Genomic DNA, 22,183 nt, shown 5'->3' on the forward strand with positions numbered 1-22,183 from the left:
GAGAGCAGGCTGATCCGCTTGAAAACTCAACTCGACAAAAAAACTGCCCCCCTCTTGAAACCAAAAAAACATCAATCTCCTAAGGCGTACACTTCTTTGCATTGTGGTGGCCTTGGGGCGATCAATCGATTGCTTAGCGTTTGCTCTTTTTCTTTCCAATCTTTCCTTCGGTTTAGATTTTTTCGCTCATCAACCAGGTGGTGAGGCGACAAAGCCTTTGATGCATCAGCAAATCGCACCTTCGCGACGTAGTCGCGGCTACACTTTTGACTTCAAAAGAAATTGTTTTATTAAAAAAAGCAAAATCCGTCATGCATACGCCTATCTAAAGCTCCAGCTACCTGCGGCACATCTGCGCAATGTCCCGGGCATCTAGGAGCGCATGATGGAACGGAAAGCTTCGTTGCCCCACGTCTTTAGTCTGTCGCGTCAGTAGGGTAGTTACGAACATTCTTGGGCCATCAGCCTTCGTCTTATGCGAGCTCGCAAAATAACTCCCAGCCCATTGCGGCACGTCGGTCACAAACTCCAGCATTTCGTCGAAGGGGCGCAAGTCATAGGTGGGAGTACCGAGGCATTAGATTCTGTCGTACCCACAAAAATGGACGACCTGTCCTACTGCCAACGAGGCACACCGTGGCATGCCTTGTATCGGTGGAACGAATAGTGTGGGAGGGAGGGGGGCGTTGACTGCAATGCGTTCGAGGAGTGAAGGGGTTTGACAGGAGAGACAATCTTGCTGGCGAGTGACGATGCGACTCGTTCCTCGACCTTGTGTTGTTCATTGGACAAGTAATGGCAAGTAGGTCGCTGGCTTACGATCGCTTCAGTCATTCCAGGATTTCGGTGAATCACTAGGATTTTGATTCGTCCGAATTTTGTATGCGATGAAGGCAGTTAGTCCGTAAATGAACCAATAAACGGGTGCTGCCGCCAAGCTGGATAGAAACAACACAGCAGTGCAAACGATGAGCATGATGATGTAGAGGTTCAACAGCGGACGATTATCCCTTTTACGGATGTGATTGAGACCAATGCAGACCCCTATCATGTAAAAAGTAGTAACTAAACTCCAAATCCTGAAGGTGACTGAAATCGTTCTATCACCTCTGCCATGATCCTGTTGAAAGAAGATCGGGGCAAGCAGCCAGAAAATGCCAATCGACAGTGCAACTGTCCCTAGAAGCCCCCATCCGAAATAGGTTTTCGCAAAACTGTATTGTCCTTTGCAGAGGGGGCTTTGTAAGAAAGGAAAAGTCAGGAAGGCGAGTAGGACTGGTACGAGAAAAGACATCGAAACGTTCCGTCGTTGTATGGAATGATGTTTTTGATTGATTGAAATCTGTAGCAGCTTTGCAGCCTGCAAGAGCTAATCGTCCGAGGAAAACTATCAACTTTGATCCTAGCATATGGCCGCGACGGCGCGCCTGTTGCGATCGTATATCGCGGTGATTGATCCGTGCCTCATGCTTGTAAATGGTCGCACATTCGTACCGCAGGTGATCAGCGGCACTCCACAGATCAACTCTAGGCTATTGCTTTGCGGTCTACGATTAGTGGCTTAATCAAATTCGGTTGAAGGGTTCAGGTGGCAGCCGAGATAAGCTCCGAACTCTCGGTGGGCTCCCTGGGGCGAGCCATTGATCGGTAAAAAATCTCGCTTCTTACCCAGGAACTAACCTTATCTAGTTGGTCTATCTCAACAAGAGGTATCGCCGCTATGTCCGATCCATTCACCGCAAAATATCACAACCCACGTACCGGCAACGAAAGCTCCGGAGCGGCTGCTAGGGAAGGGCGTATCAAGACATTAGGAGGCATTGGTCAGATCATAAGCGATACCGTAATCAAGACGCTGATTGCCAGTGCTGACGAACCTCCGGCTGCAAAGAAAGCTTCGAAGTGAGGGCCAGTTATGTCGGATAAAGTCCTCGAATTCAAGACGCTAGCAATAGCGCCAAAGAAAAAAGCTGCCGTTTCTCCCGCCGGAGCTAGGTTGGCGGACTCCATCCTTCTGCAACTTCTGGAGGAGGCTGACGCGCCCGCTGGGAATGAATGCACGCCTGCGCAAATCTTTGATATCAGCCAGCGGATGAAGCGTGGCCCACTTCGAATCGGCAGCCAGATGCTGTTACGCCTAACCTCACCCTACTCGATGGCATTCTGGCTGAGCTAGGGCGCGCATGCCCAAGCTCCCTGCTTGGAGGAGCTTTAATCCGTTGCGATTACTTATCATCATTCGTCCGCACTGAAATCGTAGCCCGACGTGACCATAAAGGTATCGGCTTGCAACGTTTTGCATTTTGAGAACTTGACGGCAGTGTAGCAGGGGACACCTTGAGCTCATTCGTCGCAAAGTCGCTTGAGTCAGCTTATGGCAATCAATACATATATAGAGCTCTGTTGCTGATGCAGGCTGCCTTGTAAGGATTGAGAAACAGCTTGAGTAGACGTCCAGTAGCGAAACGGAGTTAGGCGATGCCCTCGGTTATCTCACGAAATGCTTAAGCTTCAAGTCAATGATCTCTAATGTGCTTTTCGCTAGTAACGCTTGCTGCGTTGAAAGTGGATGGGGGCAGCGGTGCACAATGCATGCCCCTCCGATTACCTGCTACCAAGAAGTCAGACAGGTAACGCTTCGCGTTCAGGATTCCACAATCGCTCAATCGCCCAGAGCGGCTGATTTCCTTGGAAAGTACGTATGGCCGAAATGTAAGCGTCGTACGTGGTGCGATCAAACGTTGTCCAAGTTTTACTCATGTCCTTCGCAGTTTGGAGCTCTTCACGAAAGACTCGAAGGTCGCTTTCCTGGTCAATCGCGTCCGAGGAGTCCAATGCCTTCAAAAGCACTGCATCAAGTGGTGGGTGCATTGCCTTCACGTGTGGATGGTCATGGTAACCAGCGCAGACGATCTTCAATTTCAAGTACATGTTTACAAGCTTTTGTGCCCGGCCGTAGGTGCACACTAATGCCTTGCGAACATCCGGTTCACCTTTGGCGCGCTTCGTGTAGTAGAGACCTTTGGAAGCATCAATCACCGCTTGAATTCGCTGGTGAATAAACTCATTCATTTCATCGGGAGGCGGCAGTTGATCTGCTGTGTTGATGGCTCCCAAACCAGATTTTTCTATCAGGTGTTTTGCCACCGCAATTGTGTGGCCAGGCCCTTGCCGAGAGTAGGCTCGGCCAGCGCCCCAAACAGCTACACGGTGGCGGTGCTCATGAATGTCATACATGCTCAGCTTTCCCAATTTTGATCGAAGTGTTGCCATACCTACGCTGAGAGTAGGTTCCTTACTCCCGACGCTTTCGCTGGCCTATTTGATTCGCAATTCGAAGTTAACCAATCCGTCTCTGGATTCGAGCCTGGTGATTTCGCAGGTCTCCAAGGCTACTCCCGACAGGCGTTGCAGGCTGGTTCTGAGCTCTTTCTCGATGTCACCTAAAGTGAGCGCACGCATAGCTTCAGCGAATGAGCTTGCGATCACAGGGGACTGTTCGATTGCAACACCTCTACTCTCAGACTGCTCAGCTAACGAGCGTGCGTATTGGATCAGTGGTGCGAGGCGTGCTTTCTGCCCGCTGTCCAAACTCACCCAGCGCTGTATTCCAGCAACGCTACATTGGCTAATTTCGGCAATTCGCGACTGAGGAAATCCGGTTTTTTCTTGGATCGCCGAAATCAACGCCCGAGTCCCCTTGATTGTTTTACCGTCTTGCGAGGTTTTAAGCTTATCGATAGCTGCACTGAGATTCGATTGCATGCAAATCACTCTATGCTGTGTGTAGGTTTTGAGTAAGCCTACAGTATGCTTAGTTATGAGGTCAAGTCATCATATGCTTAGGTATGTTGTACGTATGTTATTTTGAGGGGGCAAACGGGGCTCGGCTTGCTGATACGCTGACCATCAGACAGTGGCAAGCACAGCTGGAAATCAGGAGAGGGGGGGGATAAGGCGCTACGAGTGCAATCTATTCAGCGAAGCAGAATTCAACTTGCTGAGAAGTCGTCGACGAGCGATTCCTTGAGGGCTCAGTAGAGGGGCGCGGCACTTGCAGCACGTCAGACGGAATGTCCAAATCCCTGAGAACTCCAGCCTGGGCTAGATCCGCCAGTTCTTCTTGGGTACGACGCAGCAGCGCGCTAACTGACTGCCCTGACTCTGCGCAGAGAGTGATGGCCACGAGAGTGAGAGGGTTCACATTCAGCGGGCCACTCAGGGCAGTAATCATCTCCAGCGTGGGGCTTGACTGAGCTCGCTCCAATTTCGAGACGTATGTTCGACTGCTGACTTCGGCAAGGTTTCTCTGAGTCAACCCCTTGCCGGCGCGCATTGCTTTAAGCACAGAAGCAAAAGCAATTTTAAGCGACATAAACACGTTCCTGATTTTGAGCCAGTCAATTCGAGCGGTGCGTTGGAGGAGGGCATTCTAGACGATTAAGCACAGCGTTTTCTGCGCTCGTTGTGACTGATTTCATGCTCCACAATATGATCTGTGTTGGCCGAGTTTAACTATCCGTCTTCATTGAGCAGTCGGTCGCTTCTGACCGGCGAACGGCTCCAGCAGCTAGCAATCAATGGTCTGTAACGTAGTTTTGTGCTTTGTAACTCTGCTTACGTTACAGCGCACAAAACTACGTTACAGATCTCAGAAGGCGAGGCGGGGCGAAGGCAAGCGGAACGCGCAGGCGTGAGGATGGACGCCCGCAGGGCCAAGACTTGCGCCTCGCGCCAAGGCTTGGTTCACGACAGCCATCCCCGAGCAGGGGCTCGCCCAAAACCATGACCGCCTTTCTACCAGAAATTTACCAGAGGCCCTCAATCAGTGTGCGAAGGTGGATTAGATATAGCGAAGCAACTCCTCTAATTGGCGATGTTCGCTAGGAGAAAGGAGCTCGATGGGATCTGAAACGTCCCGGGAGGAGAAATCGTATTTCCGGCCATCAGGGCTGTAACAGCTGTCGCAGTAATCCAAAGAGCCGCAGTCGTTGTAAAGCGTGATAACCCAGCCATCTACGTCGACGGTCATCAATCCACAGTAAATTTCATCCCATGCAGCTTTGGTAACTCGCCGAGTCGGTCGTGCCTGGGCAGCAGCTTCTCGCAGTATTTGGTAGACCTCTCGAGCTGTAAGCATTTTTGCATCTGGCACGGCAATTCTCTTAAAACGGGGGTTAAATCAGTGGCGCTCTATTGATTCAGATTGTGAAGCCATGGTGATTTTGCGCCAAGAAATATCGAGTCAACTCTCGCGGGGCTGTGGCGTAGAAACGGGGATCGGGAGCATCTCTAGCGGGAGGCGCTTCGCAGAACGATGATTCAATTTGCCCGGCGGCCTTGGTACAGTGCATGCCCAATCGCAGCACAATATTGATCGCACCTGCGGCCTATTCAAATCATCGAAAGTCTCACGTTGAACGACTCCCGACCGGCCCATACCCTTGCTATCGCACGGATCAATATTTCTGGCCGACATTAGGTTTGCCCGTTCGTAGGCAAGACATCGTGATGGCTAAAAGGCTAGAATTTTGAGACTTGCGGCTTTCTTTTGAATCAACAGGGAGAACCATGACAACCGTCGTTCCGCGAGACCTTCCACTGGTCGATCTGCTATCGAATGCTTCATCTGCTGATCTCAATGTCTTGGCCGATCTCATCACGGATAATGAGAAGGGAAGGGTAGCCCTGGACAGTAAGGTCAAGATTACGATCCGGAATCATCGTGCGAAAGGTTCCCTCGGTTCTATACCCGATGTGTTGGAAGCTGAGATTCGTGCGTTTGGAAGCAACAGCATCGCCAATATGTTTAGGTCGAGTGGCGTCAGTTATCTGGAATTGGCCACCGATGTGGCGAAAAATCTCGACGGAAAACCGACTGCCTCGCATGACATCTTTGATATAGAAGAGCTTGTCATGCGACAGGCGCTGAGCCAGATCAAAGGTATAAAGACTTACTCAAGTCATGCAGAACTATTGCATCAGGTTGCGCAGGTTGTGAAGACGTTGGTTTCCTCCGCTAGCAAATTTGGCAGTATCGCTGCAACTGGAGGCGCAGCTGCAGCATCGAGCGCGGTTGGTAGTCGCTTGGTAGGGCTAGTCGCGCCACCGCTGGCAGTGTTAGCAGCCGGCGTTACCATTTACCAAGTGACCTCGCCCGCATTTCGCATTACCGTCCCGGCGGTGCTTCAAATCGCCAGAATCCGTCGAATTCGGTATGAAGCCGACTTTGCCGCTTATCAAGAGGAACTGCGCTCATGCCTATAAACGCTGACGCATTGGTGCGATCGCTGCCAGATTTACCAGACGTGCTAGCCAAGATTCAAAGTGGTTTATACCGCTTGTACGGTGGAGTAGTTAGGTATGCCCCGAATACCGGAAAAGGCGGGCAGATCGTAGGGCACTTGCTATTCCCAGGTGATAGTCAGCTAACTCAGGAGCGTCTACAGCAGCTTCAAGCAACGCTATCCAAGGGCCTCGAATCGCTTGAAAGCGGAATGGGCCACCTGCAACAAAGTATGGGCGTACTCCAAGGTTTGCAGTCAGCCAACGTTGTTATGACTGGATTGAATTTGGCGGTTACCACCGCGGGATTCGTGATCGTTTGTAAAAAACTCGACGGTATTAGCGAGCTGATACATGCTCAGTCGCATGCCATTAATCAGACCTTGCAGATCGTGGGCGACCTTCATGACCGTGGTTTCATGATGGATAAGGCTCAGTTTTGGGCGTTGACTCAGACCGCACGCCAGTATTGCGAGATGGGAGAAGTCGAACAACTGAAGGGCCTCATTGCACCCTTGCACAAGGAATATCAGTTCACCAAGCTCGTTTTGGAGAGGCATGCGTCAATCGGTGCGAGTAGCGTCGAGCGCCTCAATGAGATTGGTTTGCTCCAAGATCGCCTGATCAACTTGGGTCTGCTGACGGCGCACGTTCAAATGAGAATTGGAGCATTCAAATACAGCCATGAGTGTGTATCACGGCTTGAGAGTGACCTGATATCGCTTAATACTCGACGCATAGAAATCCTCACCAATGATCGCAACGTCGCATCAAATATTGACCACAAACAATTCGAGGATCTGCGTAGTTTTCTGCGGCAAGGTAAGAATGTGTTGCCAGCGCTTACCTACCAAGCTGACGTGATCGAATTGGAGAGCCGTAATCCTGGCTTGCTCGAGCGCGCGTATGAGTCAAAGGAAATCTTGCTGGTCGCAGCTTGATCTGTCCGTCTAGATGCGGAATGAGGATTGATGCTAACCCTGTTCTGAGAAGAATGATCAATGCTCGCAGTATCTTGCGAGCATCGCACATCGAAAGGATTGTCGAGTTAGCTTCTGAGAGGCGGTTAGTCGCACCAGGAGCATAAGCAACGCGTCATGGATATGACGAACTTCCTGATGGTTGATATCGGTAGCTTGTCTTTTCAATCAAACAATTACTCCACTATGGCTTCTTCCATTTATTGAAGGATGAATCAAACGCTGTCGATATTTGCTAAAGCTCCATAGCGAAGGGGGAGGCAGTTGTACAGCAGCAAGCGGAGCGCGCAGGCGTGAGGATGAAAGCCCGGAGGGCCGAGACGCAGACGCTCGCGTCAAGGCTCGGTTTACGACAGCCGTCCCCTGTAGGGGCACGCACGAAACAGTATCCTAAAGACCCAACTCAGATTCCAGGCGCGTACCTCGCAAATGCTTAGGTACAGATTTCACCGGAATCCAATCCAACGCTGCTCTCGTCATCTCGTGCCAAATATCTGATTGGATTGACAACCGATTATCGTACGCACCGATTGCTTTATATTGTTTAAGTACCTGCTTGATAACCCTAATGACACCCCTAGGATACCGTCCACGACATTGCGCGTCCGATATCGGCACATAATGGTAGCAGCCATATGTTTGCGCATTTCTTTTCGCCAGAACGGCCAGTTTTGCTCGTAGCGCTTTCTTGTTCATTGTCGTCCCTACTGACCACCAAATTACCTCAACGTCGTCCAGATCCATTTCTTCTGGCGGGTAATCTCCATAGTTGTCAAGGTCGTCGCACGGTAACGGTCGATTCGGTGCCGGACGTGGCCGTGATGGTAAACCCTTGTTCGAACTACTATTCGATATGCTCATATATCATTACGCTCAACGGATGAGGATATTATTTCCTGGCAAACCTTGCAGGTATTGTTTATTAGTATCTGGTTCGGCGCGCGACTTTGCAACATTCATGATTTCCGGTAGGATAAATAGATAGTGTGTATTTAGCCAACAAAGCTTATTGCACGATATAGATGACACAACCTACCTTTCTATTAATACAGCGGAATCATATGCGGATATTGAATTTGGTACTGGTGGCGCTTACGGCAGCCATCGTGACCTTACCAGCGCAAGCGAAAAATCTTACCAAGAATGAAATTGAAGTTTGCAAATGGGGAGCAGGGGTCGCGGGCTCTGCGCAACAATCCAAGCTTTCGGGTGTCACATTGTACAGCGCGAAGAATAATCTGAAAAAACGCACATATTCTAAGCCATGGATGCCAAAGATGGCGTTAGGAATAACCGAGCAAACCTACAAAAGTAAATCAAGATTGAAACCTGCTGCCGTCAAGAACACGTATTACCAAGGATGCGTCAAGCATGAATTGGCCAAAAAATAGGAGCAGGTTGGCCAAGATGATTAGCACGCTTGCAGCAATATTGATCAAATGACGCATAGCATATGATAAGCGCTTGTAGGGTAGGGTGCCGCTCTCTATCACACTTGAATCATTTTTCTTTCTTGGTATTAAGCATTTTCATCATCTGGCGAAGCTGTTTTGAGAGTTCAGCATTTCTGTGCTGTAAATCTGCGTTTTCTGCTTTGAGGTGTTCAATTGTCACGATCAATGTTTTATGGCTATCCACCATTTGATTCTCGATAGCAGCTGCGAGAGCATCAGCAAGCTTCAGATTGGAAAGCCTTTCGATTTCTTGAGCTTGCGTGCGTGATTCATTCTGAATCTGACGTTTTGTCAGCTTTCTACCTGTTGCGTACCGCCTTGCAGCACAACTGTCCCACAATTGTTCTAAAGCAACATTGTGTTGAGATATCAGTTCATGGATCTCGGGTTGCCTCCTTTTATTCAGCAAACTGTCGTGGACATTGCCTGCTTTAGCTATGTCCCGAGCAACAATCTTTCGTTTGTTCAATCTGAGATTTGCTCCTGCCTCAATCTCAGACTTGATGTGCTCATAAGCCTTGCAAACAGCCTGGTAGAGGTTTCGCTTCGTGTCCGAGGTTACCCATTCGGGTTCCTCGGTCGGCTTCGCAGCATTGGAATAATTACCAAGGCTAAATCTCATGCGGCCACACCTTCATCCAGACGTTTAGAGATTTTCCTGACCACCTCAGAGCTGATTTTTCCTAAGGACTTAAGGGGATGATTCTCGGCAATGAATTGGTGTGAAATAGCTATTCGCTCAAGCTCATGTTTCTGCAGATTATTATTCATGCTATGCGGACAACCTGCGCATATTTCGGGTGCGCTACGTTGGTCAACGTTCGGGATTCCAGTAGCAGGGTCATGACATTTCGCAATATTTTGCTCGCTCTGGCGCAATGCACAATAGCCCCACTCGAAAGCGGTAAAACGCACGAACTGGTCTGCTAAGTCGTTAAGGTGGGATTCAAACTCATCAGCGGAAAAAATGGAAATCTCTGCCATTTCTTTATCGATTCGCCGCGCTGCAGGCCCATAAAAACGATCATCGAGACCACCTACGGCGATTCTTCCCATGACTTCTTTCAGATAGTCACGTTCCATGCTCATTCGAATCGACTCTTTTAATTTTTCACCCGTATATCTTCGAGTGTGGAAGGAGCCATGCGAATGCCGGAAGTGCTCACGAATTTTTTCCATTACATTACCGTCAAACCTGCGCAGAGCAAATTCGGCGAATGTATGCCGGGCCTGATGCGGAGATACGGCAGAGTGAATCTTTCCTGCTTCAGGGTGTTTTTCGACTACGTGAGTCTGGTAAAACTCTTTAAACCAAAGGGTTAAATTACCAATGCTATAACCCGCGTCAGCAAGCCATTCCTTTGCACTGAGCTTCCCCCACCCGCGAGCTACCTGAAAAGCGCCATCCCGGTATCCGCTATGAATTAATGGGAGATTGAATACGTCAGTGTCTACAACCGTAATAGCTTTCATCAAGTCAGCAGCAGCCGCTGCCAGACCGTGTAAGGATCTGGGGTGAGAGAATCCAGATTCCGTCTTATTGTTTACAGATTTAAACCACCAGGAGCCATCGGGATCCTTCTTATAGTCGTTTATCTTCATGCCTTGAATTTCATGAATACGAAAGCCGCTCAACAACGCAATGGTTGCGATACTGGCCTTTGAAAGCAAACGGCAAAACTCAGTGAGCTCGCCAATAGTTTTCCACGGTAAGCGGTCGAAGGATGCATTGGTTGCATTATCAATGGCTTCACCCATTTCTATCGCAGATTCGGCCCAATCCCTCTCAAAGCGAGTCAGCTTGTAGTTAGGAGATTGAATCCTTCGAAATAAAGCTAACCGATCTTTTGTCCCGAACCAATTCGCAATGTTTGATTTGAGCTTGCGCCACTGGCTAAAGAAAATAACTGCAATTTTCGCTTCGTCTGATTCTATTAGCGTTATGGCCTCAGCTAGCATTATTGAGGCGCAGGTCATGGGAATCGACCCGTAGCTGCCGCCTTTTTTCCACTCAGAATATTCAATCTCTAAGGGGGCGAGCAACGGCTCCATGATGGTCTTTCTAAAGAGCTCAGTCATCCGATGAGTGGTTCCATCAGGTAGCTCGCCCGTGTGCACCATGGTATTTGTTCTGTCGAAAATTTTACTCAACATTACCATTGTGGAAGTGCCGAGAACGCCTATTGCCTCTTTGGTGTTGTCCTTACGTACCATAAAATAACGATACATTGTCTGCATTTCTAATCTGGAGAGGGACTGCAGTGCCCTGTCTGGGAAGTAGCTTTCCCAATATTCACAGATATCGCGAAGGTAGGCCAGTTCCTGGCGCGCGCTTGATAGACTGCTTACGACAATTCGCCCCTTGTCATCAGCATACCCTTGGGAAATATCGCTTTGCAGAAAATACATCTGTGCAAAAACTTTCTTCGACTCAGAGCAATTCCACTCAAAACTAACAGTGTAGAATTTTCCATGAAGAGGCTCCTGGATCAGAAAGCAATCGTCTCCTAACTGATTGGGCATTGATTCAATTTGGGACGATAACGTGATAAGGGCGTTATCTACAGCTCTTTCTAGTATCATCGTCTCACCTGATAATCGGCGTAGGGAAAGTAAACTTATCCATCATTTCTTTTCCCTGAAAAGTTGTTTTCTGATCGAATTTTTCAAGCGCGCTTTCAATGTGAGCTACCTGCATTGCAATGGAAAATGCTTTCAGGTCATCCACCACGGAAAGAGATTGGAGATGATTAATGCATGCATCGCGGTAATTGAGAAGCAAAGCGGCTGTGATTGGATTTGTAATAATGAATTTTTCATTACCCTTTTCCAATTCCCCAAAAGGTGAAACCGTAAATCCAGCTTGCTGAGCAGACAATAGCAAATTGTCAAATTCCTCCAGCTCTCCTTGGTCGCTCTTTTGCTCCGCCCAACCTAGCATGACTTTCAGGTCTTCAATGCTAATGAAACTTTCTTCGCTTAGCGCCGCTTGAACCTTTCTAGCATCTTCAACCATTAAATGGCCGACACTGGTGGCGAATTTTGCGCGCTTGTCTAGGCGATATTTTGTCTCGCTGGCATTGATGTAAACAACCTTCTTTACGCCTACAGAATGCGCTGTTGCATCAGCACCAACTACTTCCTGTGAATACTTTTCAAAAGCTTCGTTGGAGGCATTACCTTCGTCAACATCTAGAATGGCTCGGGATTGGGCTATCGCGGTCACAGTGATTGTTTGTCTCTTCACCGGTGTAGGGGATTCTCCAGTAACGCCACGAGATTCATTTTCTCGTCTCGTCTTAGTATTTCGCCAGATAGCCCGATTGTTTTCTGATACACGTCGAACAATATCAGAGAAAAGCTCCACTTCTTGCGATGAGGAAAACTGCGCTTTGTATTGGGCGGTTTGTGGATAAGAGGCCATTGCCAAAGGTCTGAATACAGCGCTATCGATGCATTGGATATTACCGGTAGTAGGCAGGTCGAATAGCTTTTCACTGCTCAAAGGGAAAAATCTACGAAAACTTTGCTTCAGTGATTCGAAAACGGCGTAGGCTTCGTATTGCATTGATCTTGGCGGATGTGCAGCTACCTCTCTGATACGTTTCGCACTGCGGTTTTTAATGTAAATTGGAGATGCAGCGCTTGGCGTTATCCGTAGATCACTAACCAACATGTCTAGTATGCCAGTCAGTTGTATCCGGTCGGTGGCAAGGAGCCATGCAAAAGCGAGTTCTTCGCTTGGCGTGTGTTTGATCAAGAATAGGTAATCGATATTATGAAAATATAATGTGTCTTCAATATTTTCAGGTTGAGTATCTAACGCTCCTGATTCACGCAAGCCTCGCTTGATCTGCAGATTTGCTTGTTCAAGAGTTAAAGGTTGGCTTTGTTCAATTTGTGCGTAACGGAAATCAGTTTGGTTATGCAACAAACGTTCTTTAAGCTGCAGGTTGTCGCTGTGGAGGATAGCCAATGCTAAGGGTTTGTACTGAACGCTTCGTTTGCTATTTTTTGTGCTGAATTTGAGCTCTTCAAAGTCATCACCACATTGCGACAGTATCTCTGCTACTTTGTTCATGACTTTTGGGTTGCTGAACAAATCTAGGCGCTGTCTATTCATCTCTTTCAAAAATTGGCAGCAAAACCGGATTGTCGAACGTACAATTTTCAGTTCGTCTTTTTCGAGTTGGTCTGTAATCTGCCCAAGGCTTTTTGTGGCGCGCGCTGCCCTATTGGAGACAGATGGGATATACGCCATTACCCTTTTGATTTTGGATGCTGCTTCCGATTGGAGGGGCTCGCCGTGCGTATCCTCGACAAACCATTGGAATGCCGTCCGGTATCCGGACATGTATGCGCAAATCGAGTTTTGTTCAAGCTCTTTAACTGTCCGAAAATAACGAACATAATCTTGAATAAATGCGTCTGGCAATGTTGACGCGTTGGGGTATTCTGTGATTGCCCACTTCTCAAGGTTTTTGAACCTGTTAACCCTAGAGTAGGCGTTATGCGGGGACGTTTTTTTGAGTGCACCACTGTTGAGATAACGAATCAGACACAAAAAAACAGGGCAGGACTTGAACTGCTCTGGAATGTCAACGCGCATCTGCTCTACTTGACCACCCATAGTTTTCTGCACTGCCACAATCGCAAAAAAATCTGATGGACTAAAGTTTAATAATGAGCTAGGAGCCAGAGAGGAGAGTTTCGGTTTATGCTCTTCAACATTAGGATCATCATTCATCTGGTTCATCGTTCAGTGCCCGCCTTATTTTTTCTCGACGATGAATTTTACCATCGAAGACTACATATTCTTCTGTCGTTTCCTCATCTTCATGCCCCATTTGTTCTGGTACGTATTGCCAAGGGTCGTAACCATGTTTGTAGCAGAAGTCAACAAGATTTGTTGCGTATGTATGTCGCATAGCATGAAATGTCAGCGAATGGAAAGATATATCGCTGATGAAATGCATGAGCGGATCTTCTTTGTGAAGTTTTGCTATGACGGTATCGATATGGGCGCTAGCTGATTTCTTGGCTACCCTAAAAACGTATGTGGCATGTTCCAGTGATAAGGATGAGCCATCGGCCTTGCATATCAATGAGCCATCTGGTATCGAACTTCTTCGGCCTTCTATAAAGAACTTTATCTTTCTGAATGCTTTAGGGTGGATATCAACTTTTCTTAATTTCTCGCCTTTGCCAATAATCGATACAGTAATCGTTTGGCTCTCAATCTTTTCTGCGCTCGCTATGAGTTTCCGCAAATCACTGGTAATGAGGTTTCTTGGGTCGGTAACTTCGCTAGATCTAAGTCCGCAATGGTATCCAAGCTGAAGTACCAATTCATCTCGCTCTTTTTCAAAGGCGGACTTTGTAATTACGTTGCCCAATAGTGTTTCGAATAAGCTCTTGTCGACGTACTGATTATATAAGTCGAAGTTGACTTTCTTCTTAGCGTCGCCTTGCTTTTTTAATTCTGTTGTACGGTACGTGTAACTGAATTTCGGAGGTGAGATAAGTAGGCCAGTTTCCCACGCAAAGTTATAGAATGATCTCAGTGTTGAAATATGCCGTTGAATTGATTTGTCTACAAACGCCCTCTGCATCGCTAGGTGCGAATAAAGGTATCCGGACATATCCGTGTCCCTGAGATTCCTCCAATCCTGATCGTGATCGCTCAAGGCTTGGAAGAAGCTTTTCAGGTCGTCTGCGGCTGCCTTGAGGCTGTTTTTGAAGTGGCCCTTTTGAGCCAGATGCGTCAAAAAAAGGGAGGGTGCAGGGACGATACTGTCTGCTTCAAGCGGCCCATCCTTGAGGATCGCGTAGGTGCTGATGGCGCCGCCCGACCATGCGATGTTTTCTACGTAACGGATCCTCACAGGGCAGTGCCTCGAATTTATTTGTCTGAATTCAAGGTAAATCAGTGAGTTAGGGAGCGTCAACGTTTCGTCAGATTTGGTTCTCTACCGTATAAACCTCGCCGATGCTCGGCACCAGGTTGTGCAGATCGGCTTCGGCTTTCTGATAAACCGGGTCGTAGCGTGTGCAATTCTTGCGACCTCCTTCCTGCCAGCATTGACGCTGATGGCCGAATTGCCACGCGGGAACGATGTGCTCCCATTCGATGCGGGACGCCCGCTTGGCGTTCTTGCGTGGGACATAGCCGCAGGCGGCCAGATCGACCTTGTTGCCGGTGTATTTGCACCCGCAATAGAACTCGGTGGATTGTGGGGCGTACAGTTTCCAGGCGACCTTCTTGGCCTCGGTGAACGTACGCGGTGCGCCAGCTTGCGCACCAAGGGAGATAAACAGCAACAGCACAGCAGCAAAACGCAGAATCATTGAATCAATCTTCCTTCGGTACAACCCAGAAAATCTGTACGCCGCCATCGTCACGGTAGGCGAGGGTGACGTTGTCGTTCTCGTCGATTTCCTCCAGCAAGCGCTCCCACGCGTCCGCCGGCTCTTCCGGGAGGCGGAAGATCAGTGCGGCTTTGGCTTTTTGTGCGGTGGGGGAGTTGATGATTTTTTGAACGCGCATGCCCATGCGTTCGTAAGCGTCAGGAGCATCAGGGGAAGTGGCCACGAGGTTATCCTTATTAAGCTGTACGTGCATACAGTATTTAACTGTAGGCATTTTCGCAACTGCTTAAAATTCAAGAAAATCCTCTGACAGCGGTTTTCCGGTTTTGATGTCACTCGGGTGAAATTTTTCTTTGGAGGAGGCGGGAGCTTCCCCCTTCGTCAGGTTGACGAAGGGGGAAGCCAGTGCCCGATCAGGAAAGGATCGGACGAAAGCAGATCAGTATTCCCAGAACATCCGTTGCAGCTCTTTGCTGTCGTTGGTCTTGGTCAGCGCAACCATGGCCAGGATGCGGGCTTTCTGTGGGTTCAGGTCGTGAGCAACCACCCAGTCGTATTTGTCGTCAGGCTGTTCGGCGTTGCGCAGAACGAAACCACCGGCATTGACGTGCGAGGAGCGAATGATTTGCACGCCGTCCTTGCGCAGCGCTTGCAGGGTCGGAACCACGCGGGAGGAAACCGAGCCGTTGCCGGTACCGGCGTGGATGATCGCCTTGGCGCCGGACTGGGCAAAAGCCTTGTAGGCTGTGTCGCTGACGTTGCCGTAGGAATAGGCGATTTCTACATCGGGAAGAGTCTTGATGTTTTTGATATCGAATTCCGAATCCATGGTGTGACGCTTGGCTGGCAGTCGGAACCAGTAGGATTTGCCTTCAACCACCATGCCGAGCGGGCCCCAGGCGCTTTTGAAGGCTTCGGTCTTGATGTTGATCATCTTGCTGACATCTCGACCCGACTGGATTTCATCGTTCAGGGTCACCAATACGCCTTTGCCGCGAGCTTCTTTGCTGCTGGCGACGGCCACGGCGTTGTACAGGTTGAGCATGCCGTCCGCCGACATGGCGGTGCCGGGGCGCATAGAGCCGACGACGATGATCGGCTTGTCGGTTTTTTCAACCAGGTTCAGGAAGTACGCGGTCTCTTCCAGCGTGTCGGTGCCGTGAGTGATGACAATGCCATCGACGTCTTTGCTGTCGGCCAGTTCGGAAACGCGACGACCCAACTGCAGGAGGTTTTCGTTGGTGATGCTTTCCGAGGCGATTTGCATGACCTGTTCGCCCCGCACATTGGCCAGCTTGCTCAATTCGGGAATGCCGGCGATCAATTGCTCGACGCCCACCTTCGCGGCCTGATAGGTCGCACTATTGGCTGCGCTGGCGCCAGCGCCGGCAATGGTGCCGCCGGTGGCCAATACCACCACGTTCGCCAGTTTGGCCTGGGTTTCAGCTTCTTTTGCCTGGAGGGCGGTTGGCAGGAGCAGGAGAAGGGCCAAAGCGCCCGGAACGAAATTCTTCAAAGCAGATGTCATTATTTTTCTCTCTAGTAGTGAGACGGTGCTGATGCAGGTTCATCTAGATGCGCCCCGGGCCGATCTGAATGCCAGGGGTGCAGGGAGGGAGCAGGATCTGTACCAGTCGTACTTTGCTTTGGAGAAGTATTTAACCTTCTGATTTATATCAGTATTTATTGAATTTTGTTTTTTTTGCAGGAGTCGTTTATTCGGTATTCCGAACAGTGGAGGCTTTCTTGTTCGGCTCTCCGAAAAGGACTACTGCATCTGTCGATGCAAATCAGGTTGCCGTTTTTGCGTTTTCTGCTAAAGAAACCTCCCCCCGGGCCGATGGGAGCTAAAAGGACACTGAAATTTAGGGAGTTCACATGTCACTGACGATCGGTATTTCAAATCCCGGTGCGGTCACGATCGGCGGAAAAACCGCAGCAACGATCAATGCAATGAGTGAAGCCGAAGCCGACGCGTCCGACGAGGCACTGGGTACTGAAAAGGTTGAAACCAATCAGATCAGAACCAGTACTCCTGCCCAGGAGGCAAGCACAGGCACGGCTGAAGGCGGTGATAATCTGAGCGTCACTATCAAGACGCTGCTCAAACGCATGCAGGAATTGCAGAAGCAGCTTCAGGAGCAGCAACAGCAACTGGCTGCCGCGCAGGCTGCGAGTTATCCAACGCCAGAAGCCAAGTCGCAAGCGGTGATGTCCATCCAGGGGCAGATCGCTCAAACCAGCGGTGCCCTGCTGGAAGTCTCGGCTGCACTGGTCAAGGAAATGTCGAAGGGTTCTTCCGCCGGAAACGTGGTCAACACTACGGCTTGAACACTCGAGGGCGAATTCGTGGATTCGCCCTGCAATAAGATACCGATTTCTGATTGTTGACAAATGTCGGCGTGATTCGCATAGTTAGGTCTACGCAAACGTTTGCGCGGTCTTCGCGGTGAATTGATTTCGCCGTGGGGTGCAGCGAGCTTACGCCAGCGCAAGCGTTGCTCACAATAATCATAAGATCGGAGTGAACCCATGAAGCTGCCATTCGCTGGACGTCTTCTTGCTGTCGCCATGCTGGCTGCCGCATCCGCCGCACTGCCTGTCTCTTCGGCTTTCGCCGAGTCCCCTGAAAAACCCAAAGTCGCTCTGGTCATGAAATCCCTGGCCAACGAATTTTTCCTGACCATGGAAGACGGCGCCAAGGCCTACCAGAAAGAACATTCCGCCGATTTCGACCTGATCTCCAACGGCATCAAGGACGAAACCGATACGGCGGGGCAGACGCGCATCGTCGAACAGATGATTCTGGCTAAGGTCAACGCGCTGGTCATCGCGCCTTCTGATTCCAAGGCGATGGTGCCGGTGATCAAGAAGGCCGTCGATGCCGGTATCACCGTGATCAACATCGATAACCAGCTCGATCCGGCTGTGGTGAAAAGCAAGAACATCAGCGTTCCGTTTGTAGGCCCGGACAACCGCAAAGGCGCGCGCCTGGTGGGCGAGTACCTGGCCAAGCAGCTGAAGGCCGGTGACGAAGTCGGCATCATTGAAGGCGTTTCCACGACGACCAACGCCCAGCAGCGTACCGCTGGCTTCAAGGATGCGATGGAGGCTGCGCAGATCAAGGTTGTTTCCCTGCAGTCCGGCGATTGGGAAATTGACAAGGGCAACAAGGTGGCCGCTTCGATTCTCAGCGAGTACCCGGACGTCAAGGCTCTGCTGGCCGGCAACGACAGTATGGCCGTAGGCGCCGTTTCCGCCGTGCGCGCTGCCGGCAAGGCCGGTCAGGTGCAGGTTGTCGGCTACGACAACATCAATGCCATCAAGCCCATGCTGAAGGACGGCCGCGTTCTGGCGACGGCCGACCAGTACGCCGCGAAGCAAGCGGTGTTTGGCATCGAGACCGCGCTGAAAATCATGAAGGGCGAGAAAGTCGACAGCGGTGCAAATGGCGTGATCGAAACGCCTGTCGAGCTGGTCACCAAGTAAGTCCTTTGGCGACACAACGGCGCTCGTCCGCCCGGGCGAGCGCATGGAGATTTTTATGTCAGTTTCCGCTCCGAACGCTGTCCTCTCGGTCAGCGGTATCGGCAAGACCTATGCGCAACCGGTTCTGACCGGCATCGATCTGACGTTGATGCGCGGTGAAGTGCTGGCGCTGACCGGTGAGAACGGTGCCGGTAAAAGCACCCTGTCGAAGATCATCGGCGGGCTGGTCACGCCCACCACCGGCCAGATGCAGTTTCACGGCAAGGATTATCGCCCCGGCAGCCGCACGCAGGCTGAAGAGCTGGGTGTGCGCATGGTCATGCAAGAGCTCAATCTGCTGCCGACGCTATCGGTGGCGGAAAACCTGTTCCTCGACAACCTGCCGAGCAACGGTGGCTGGATCAGTCGCAAGCAACTGCGCAAGGCTGCCATCGAAGCCATGGCTCAAGTCGGCCTCGATGCCATCGACCCGGACACTTTGGTCGGCGAGCTGGGCATCGGTCACCAGCAAATGGTCGAAATCGCCCGTAACCTGATCGGCGATTGTCATGTGCTGATTCTCGACGAACCGACCGCGATGCTGACCGCGCGCGAAGTCGAGATGTTGTTCGAGCAGATCACCCGGTTGCAGGCGCGTGGTGTCTCGATCATCTATATCTCCCATCGCCTGGAAGAACTGGCCCGGGTCGCCCAGCGTATTGCCGTACTGCGCGACGGCAACCTGGTTTGCGTTGAGCCGATGGCCAATTACAACAGCGAGCAACTGGTCACTCTGATGGTCGGTCGCGAGTTGGGCGAGCATATCGATCTAGGGGCTCGTCATATCGGTGCGCCAGCCTTGACAGTCAAAGGCCTGACCCGCTCCGACAAGGTTCGAGACGTGTCCTTTGAAGTGCGCGCCGGTGAGATATTTGGCATCTCGGGTCTGATCGGGGCGGGGCGCACCGAACTTTTGCGGCTGATCTTCGGCGCCGATATCGCGGACAGTGGCACCGTTGCACTCGGTTCTCCGGCAAAAACGGTGAGCATTCGCTCGCCAGTCGATGCCGTGCGCAATGGCATCGCCTTGATCACCGAGGATCGCAAGGGAGAAGGCCTGCTGCTGAGTCAGTCGATCAGCGCCAACATTGCCCTGGGCAACATGCCGGAAATTTCCAGCGGTGGATTCGTCAACAACGGCGATGAAACGAAGCTCGCACAGCGGCAGATCGACGCCATGCGCATCCGCAGTTCCAGCCCGACGCAGTTGGTGTCCGAGCTGTCCGGCGGTAATCAGCAAAAAGTGGTGATCGGGCGTTGGCTTGAGCGCGATTGTTCGGTGCTGCTGTTCGATGAACCGACTCGCGGTATCGACGTCGGCGCCAAATTCGATATCTATGCATTGCTTGGCGAATTGACCCGCCAGGGCAAGGCGCTGGTGGTGGTATCCAGCGACTTGCGCGAGCTGATGCTGATCTGCGATCGCATCGGCGTGTTGTCGGCGGGGCGTCTGATCGACACCTTCGAGCGCGACAGCTGGACCCAGGATGACTTGCTTGCCGCCGCGTTTGCCGGCTACCAGAAACGTGATGCGTTGCTCAACGAAGCAGCGCCTAGGGATCTCCCATGAAAACTGCATCTTCCGCCGGCAAATCCAGTGGCAATTTTTACGGCCTCGGCACTTATCTGGGCCTCGCCGGCGCATTGCTGGCAATGATTGCGCTGTTCTCGGTCATGAGCAGCCATTTTCTGTCGTACAACACCTTCAGTACTCTGGCCAACCAGATTCCCGACCTGATGGTGCTGGCGGTGGGCATGACGTTCGTCCTGATCATCGGCGGGATCGACCTGTCGGTAGGCTCGGTACTGGCACTCGCGGCCTCTACTGTCAGCGTGGCGATTCTTGGCTGGGGCTGGAGCGTGTTGCCGGCTGCCTTATTGGGTATGGCCGTCGCGGCGTTGGCCGGCACGGTTACCGGCTCGATTACCGTGGCGTGGCGAATTCCGTCGTTCATCGTGTCTCTGGGTGTTCTGGAGATGGCCCGTGGCCTGGCCTATCAGATGACCGGTTCGCGCACGGCCTACATCGGTGATTCCTTTGCCTGGCTGTCGAACCCGATCGCCTTCGGCATTTCGCCGTCGTTCATCATCGCCTTGCTGGTCATTATCGTTGCCCAGGCCGTTCTGACCCGTACCGTGTTCGGCCGCTATCTGATCGGCATTGGCACCAACGAAGAAGCGGTGCGTCTGGCGGGGATCAATCCCAAGCCCTACAAAATTCTGGTGTTCAGCCTGATGGGGCTGCTCGCTGGCATCGCGGCGCTGTTCCAGATTTCCCGGCTGGAAGCGGCCGACCCGAACGCCGGTTCCGGCCTTGAGCTGCAAGTGATCGCTGCCGTGGTGATCGGCGGCACCAGCCTGATGGGCGGACGTGGTTCGGTAATCAGTACCTTTTTCGGTGTATTGATCATCTCCGTACTGGCGGCCGGTCTGGCGCAGATTGGCGCGACCGAGCCGACCAAGCGCATCATCACCGGTGCGGTGATCGTGATCGCCGTGGTGCTCGATACCTATCGCAGTCAACGCGCAAGCCGACGGGGCTGATAAATGGCAACGATCAAGGATGTGGCGGCACTTGCAGGAATTTCCTACACGACCGTGTCCCACGTAGTGAACAAAACCCGACCGGTGAGCGAAGAGGTGCGGCTCAAGGTCGAGGCGGCGATCAAGAGTCTCGACTATGTGCCGAGCGCCGTGGCCCGTTCGCTGAAAGCGAAAACCACCGCTACCATCGGGTTGCTGGTACCCAACAGCCTCAATCCGTACTTCGCCGAACTGGCGCGCGGGATCGAGGATTACTGCGAGCGCAACGGCTACTGCGTGATTCTCTGCAACTCCGACGACAACCCGGACAAGCAGCGCAGCTACCTGCGGGTCCTGCTGGAAAAACGCATCGACGGCTTGATCGTCGCCTCTGCGGGTGGCGACAGCGGTCTGGCGCAAGGACTGGCGGGCGTAAAGACGCCGATGGTGATTGTCGACCGTGGGCTCGAAGGTGTGGATGCCGATCTGGTGCGCATCGATCACGAATATGGCGCGTACCTCGCGACGCGGCATCTGCTTGAGCTCGGTCATCGCGATATCGCCACGATCGGTGGTCCGGCCAGCACCAGCGTCGCGCAAATGCGTCAGGCCGGTTTTTGTCGCGCGATGAAAGAAGCCGGTGTTGCGGTGTCCCCGTCGCGCATGCTGGAAAGCGACTTCACCAGCACCGGCGGTTACAGCGCGGCTTCGGTCCTGCTTGAGCGTAACCCGCCGAGCGCGATCTTTGCCGGTAACGACATGATCGGCATTGGCGTGTTGCGAGCGGCGGCAGAACGTAACGTGCGGGTGCCCGCCGAGCTGTCGGTGATCGGCTTCGACGACATTCAGATGAGTCGCTACGTGTATCCAGCGCTGACGACCGTGGGCCAGTCGATCCTTCAGTTAGGTGAAATGGCGGCGGAAGTCTTGTTGCGAAGAATTGCTGCCCCGGATCTGGCGACGGATCAGCGGATCGTGACCCCGAGTATTGTCCTGCGCGAATCGACTGCACCGCTGTCCGGCGTGTTCACCGAATACCGCTGA

General features: G+C 51.5%; 20 protein-coding genes and 1 pseudogene. 9 read left to right on the forward strand and 12 right to left on the reverse strand.

Annotated elements, in window-relative coordinates:
- Positions 1–826: 826 nt before the first annotated feature.
- Positions 827–1,294 carry a hypothetical protein gene (locus L6D81_RS15385; protein ID WP_236180684.1) on the reverse strand — a complete coding sequence of 156 codons (468 nt, stop codon included), beginning with the start codon at positions 1,292–1,294 and terminating at the stop codon, positions 827–829.
- A gap of 426 nt (positions 1,295–1,720) precedes the next feature.
- On the opposite strand from L6D81_RS15385, the gene L6D81_RS15390 reads away from it, so the two are divergent.
- Positions 1,721–1,906, forward strand: coding sequence for a hypothetical protein (locus tag L6D81_RS15390; protein ID WP_236180685.1), 186 nt, complete (start codon positions 1,721–1,723; stop codon positions 1,904–1,906).
- Between the two features lie 716 nt (positions 1,907–2,622).
- On the opposite strand, the gene L6D81_RS15395 is transcribed toward L6D81_RS15390, so the two are convergent.
- The 4 genes from L6D81_RS15395 to L6D81_RS15410 all read right to left on the reverse strand — a co-directional run bounded on the left by L6D81_RS15395 (position 2,623) and on the right by L6D81_RS15410 (position 5,140).
- Positions 2,623–3,237, reverse strand: coding sequence for a hypothetical protein (locus tag L6D81_RS15395; protein WP_236180686.1), 615 nt, complete (start codon positions 3,235–3,237; stop codon positions 2,623–2,625).
- An 81-nt stretch (positions 3,238–3,318) separates the two neighbouring features.
- On the reverse strand, positions 3,319–3,765 hold the full coding sequence (locus L6D81_RS15400) for a hypothetical protein (protein WP_236180687.1): 447 nt from the start codon (positions 3,763–3,765) through the stop codon (positions 3,319–3,321).
- A gap of 208 nt (positions 3,766–3,973) precedes the next feature.
- A complete protein-coding gene (locus L6D81_RS15405; RefSeq protein WP_236180688.1) occupies positions 3,974–4,375 on the reverse strand; it encodes a helix-turn-helix domain-containing protein in 402 nt (133 codons plus the stop codon).
- A 468-nt stretch (positions 4,376–4,843) separates the two neighbouring features.
- Complete coding sequence (locus L6D81_RS15410; RefSeq protein ID WP_236180802.1) at positions 4,844–5,140, reverse strand: DUF7693 family protein; 297 nt, start codon at positions 5,138–5,140, stop codon at positions 4,844–4,846.
- Positions 5,141–5,571: 431 nt separating this feature from the next.
- Between L6D81_RS15410 and L6D81_RS15415 the strand changes: the two genes are divergently transcribed.
- The 3 genes from L6D81_RS15415 to L6D81_RS15425 all read left to right on the forward strand — a co-directional run bounded on the left by L6D81_RS15415 (position 5,572) and on the right by L6D81_RS15425 (position 8,656).
- Entirely contained in the window at positions 5,572–6,267 is a 696-nt protein-coding gene (locus L6D81_RS15415) for a YaaW family protein (protein WP_236180689.1), read from the forward strand.
- On the forward strand, positions 6,258–7,226 hold the full coding sequence (locus tag L6D81_RS15420; RefSeq protein WP_236180690.1) for a hypothetical protein: 969 nt from the start codon (positions 6,258–6,260) through the stop codon (positions 7,224–7,226). The genes L6D81_RS15415 and L6D81_RS15420 overlap by 10 nt, the downstream gene beginning before the upstream one ends.
- Positions 7,227–8,326: 1,100 nt before the next feature.
- On the forward strand, positions 8,327–8,656 hold the full coding sequence (locus L6D81_RS15425) for a hypothetical protein (protein WP_236180691.1): 330 nt from the start codon (positions 8,327–8,329) through the stop codon (positions 8,654–8,656).
- Positions 8,657–8,765: 109 nt separating this feature from the next.
- On the opposite strand, the gene L6D81_RS15430 is transcribed toward L6D81_RS15425, so the two are convergent.
- The 7 genes and pseudogenes from L6D81_RS15430 to L6D81_RS15460 form a co-directional block, all read right to left on the reverse strand.
- Entirely contained in the window at positions 8,766–9,341 is a 576-nt protein-coding gene (locus L6D81_RS15430; RefSeq protein ID WP_236180692.1) for a hypothetical protein, read from the reverse strand.
- A complete protein-coding gene (locus L6D81_RS15435; RefSeq protein ID WP_236180693.1) occupies positions 9,338–11,302 on the reverse strand; it encodes a DUF5129 domain-containing protein in 1,965 nt (654 codons plus the stop codon). The genes L6D81_RS15430 and L6D81_RS15435 overlap by 4 nt, the downstream gene beginning before the upstream one ends.
- Before the next feature lie 4 nt (positions 11,303–11,306).
- Positions 11,307–13,466 carry a hypothetical protein gene (locus L6D81_RS15440; RefSeq protein ID WP_236180695.1) on the reverse strand — a complete coding sequence of 720 codons (2,160 nt, stop codon included), beginning with the start codon at positions 13,464–13,466 and terminating at the stop codon, positions 11,307–11,309.
- On the reverse strand, positions 13,459–14,604 hold the full coding sequence (locus L6D81_RS15445) for a tyrosine-type recombinase/integrase (RefSeq protein WP_236180697.1): 1,146 nt from the start codon (positions 14,602–14,604) through the stop codon (positions 13,459–13,461). The genes L6D81_RS15440 and L6D81_RS15445 overlap by 8 nt, the downstream gene beginning before the upstream one ends.
- Positions 14,605–14,698: 94 nt before the next feature.
- Positions 14,699–15,067, reverse strand: a pseudogene (locus L6D81_RS15450) (endonuclease); the annotation flags it as partial.
- A gap of 4 nt (positions 15,068–15,071) precedes the next feature.
- Positions 15,072–15,341: a DUF1654 domain-containing protein gene (locus L6D81_RS15455; RefSeq protein WP_373874307.1), complete on the reverse strand. Its 270-nt coding sequence runs from the start codon at positions 15,339–15,341 to the stop codon at positions 15,072–15,074.
- A gap of 186 nt (positions 15,342–15,527) precedes the next feature.
- Positions 15,528–16,616, reverse strand: coding sequence for an asparaginase (locus L6D81_RS15460; RefSeq protein WP_236180707.1), 1,089 nt, complete (start codon positions 16,614–16,616; stop codon positions 15,528–15,530).
- Positions 16,617–16,966: 350 nt separating this feature from the next.
- On the opposite strand from L6D81_RS15460, the gene L6D81_RS15465 reads away from it, so the two are divergent.
- The 5 genes from L6D81_RS15465 (at position 16,967) to L6D81_RS15485 (ending at position 22,183) form a co-directional block, all read left to right on the forward strand.
- The gene (locus L6D81_RS15465; RefSeq protein WP_236180714.1) at positions 16,967–17,419 is read left to right on the forward strand and encodes a hypothetical protein; all 453 of its coding nucleotides are present in this window, start codon (positions 16,967–16,969) and stop codon (positions 17,417–17,419) included.
- A 201-nt stretch (positions 17,420–17,620) separates the two neighbouring features.
- A complete protein-coding gene (locus tag L6D81_RS15470) occupies positions 17,621–18,577 on the forward strand; it encodes a sugar ABC transporter substrate-binding protein (RefSeq protein WP_236180716.1) in 957 nt (318 codons plus the stop codon).
- A 55-nt stretch (positions 18,578–18,632) separates the two neighbouring features.
- A complete protein-coding gene (locus L6D81_RS15475) occupies positions 18,633–20,186 on the forward strand; it encodes a sugar ABC transporter ATP-binding protein (protein WP_236180718.1) in 1,554 nt (517 codons plus the stop codon).
- Positions 20,183–21,160 (forward strand): ABC transporter permease, encoded by a 978-nt coding sequence (locus L6D81_RS15480; protein ID WP_236180719.1) that lies wholly within the window; start codon positions 20,183–20,185, stop codon positions 21,158–21,160. The genes L6D81_RS15475 and L6D81_RS15480 overlap by 4 nt, the downstream gene beginning before the upstream one ends.
- Before the next feature lie 3 nt (positions 21,161–21,163).
- The gene (locus L6D81_RS15485) at positions 21,164–22,183 is read left to right on the forward strand and encodes a LacI family DNA-binding transcriptional regulator (protein ID WP_236180721.1); all 1,020 of its coding nucleotides are present in this window, start codon (positions 21,164–21,166) and stop codon (positions 22,181–22,183) included.

It is taken from the genome of Pseudomonas sputi (assembly GCF_021603585.1).
Taxonomy (GTDB): domain Bacteria; phylum Pseudomonadota; class Gammaproteobacteria; order Pseudomonadales; family Pseudomonadaceae; genus Aquipseudomonas; species Aquipseudomonas sputi.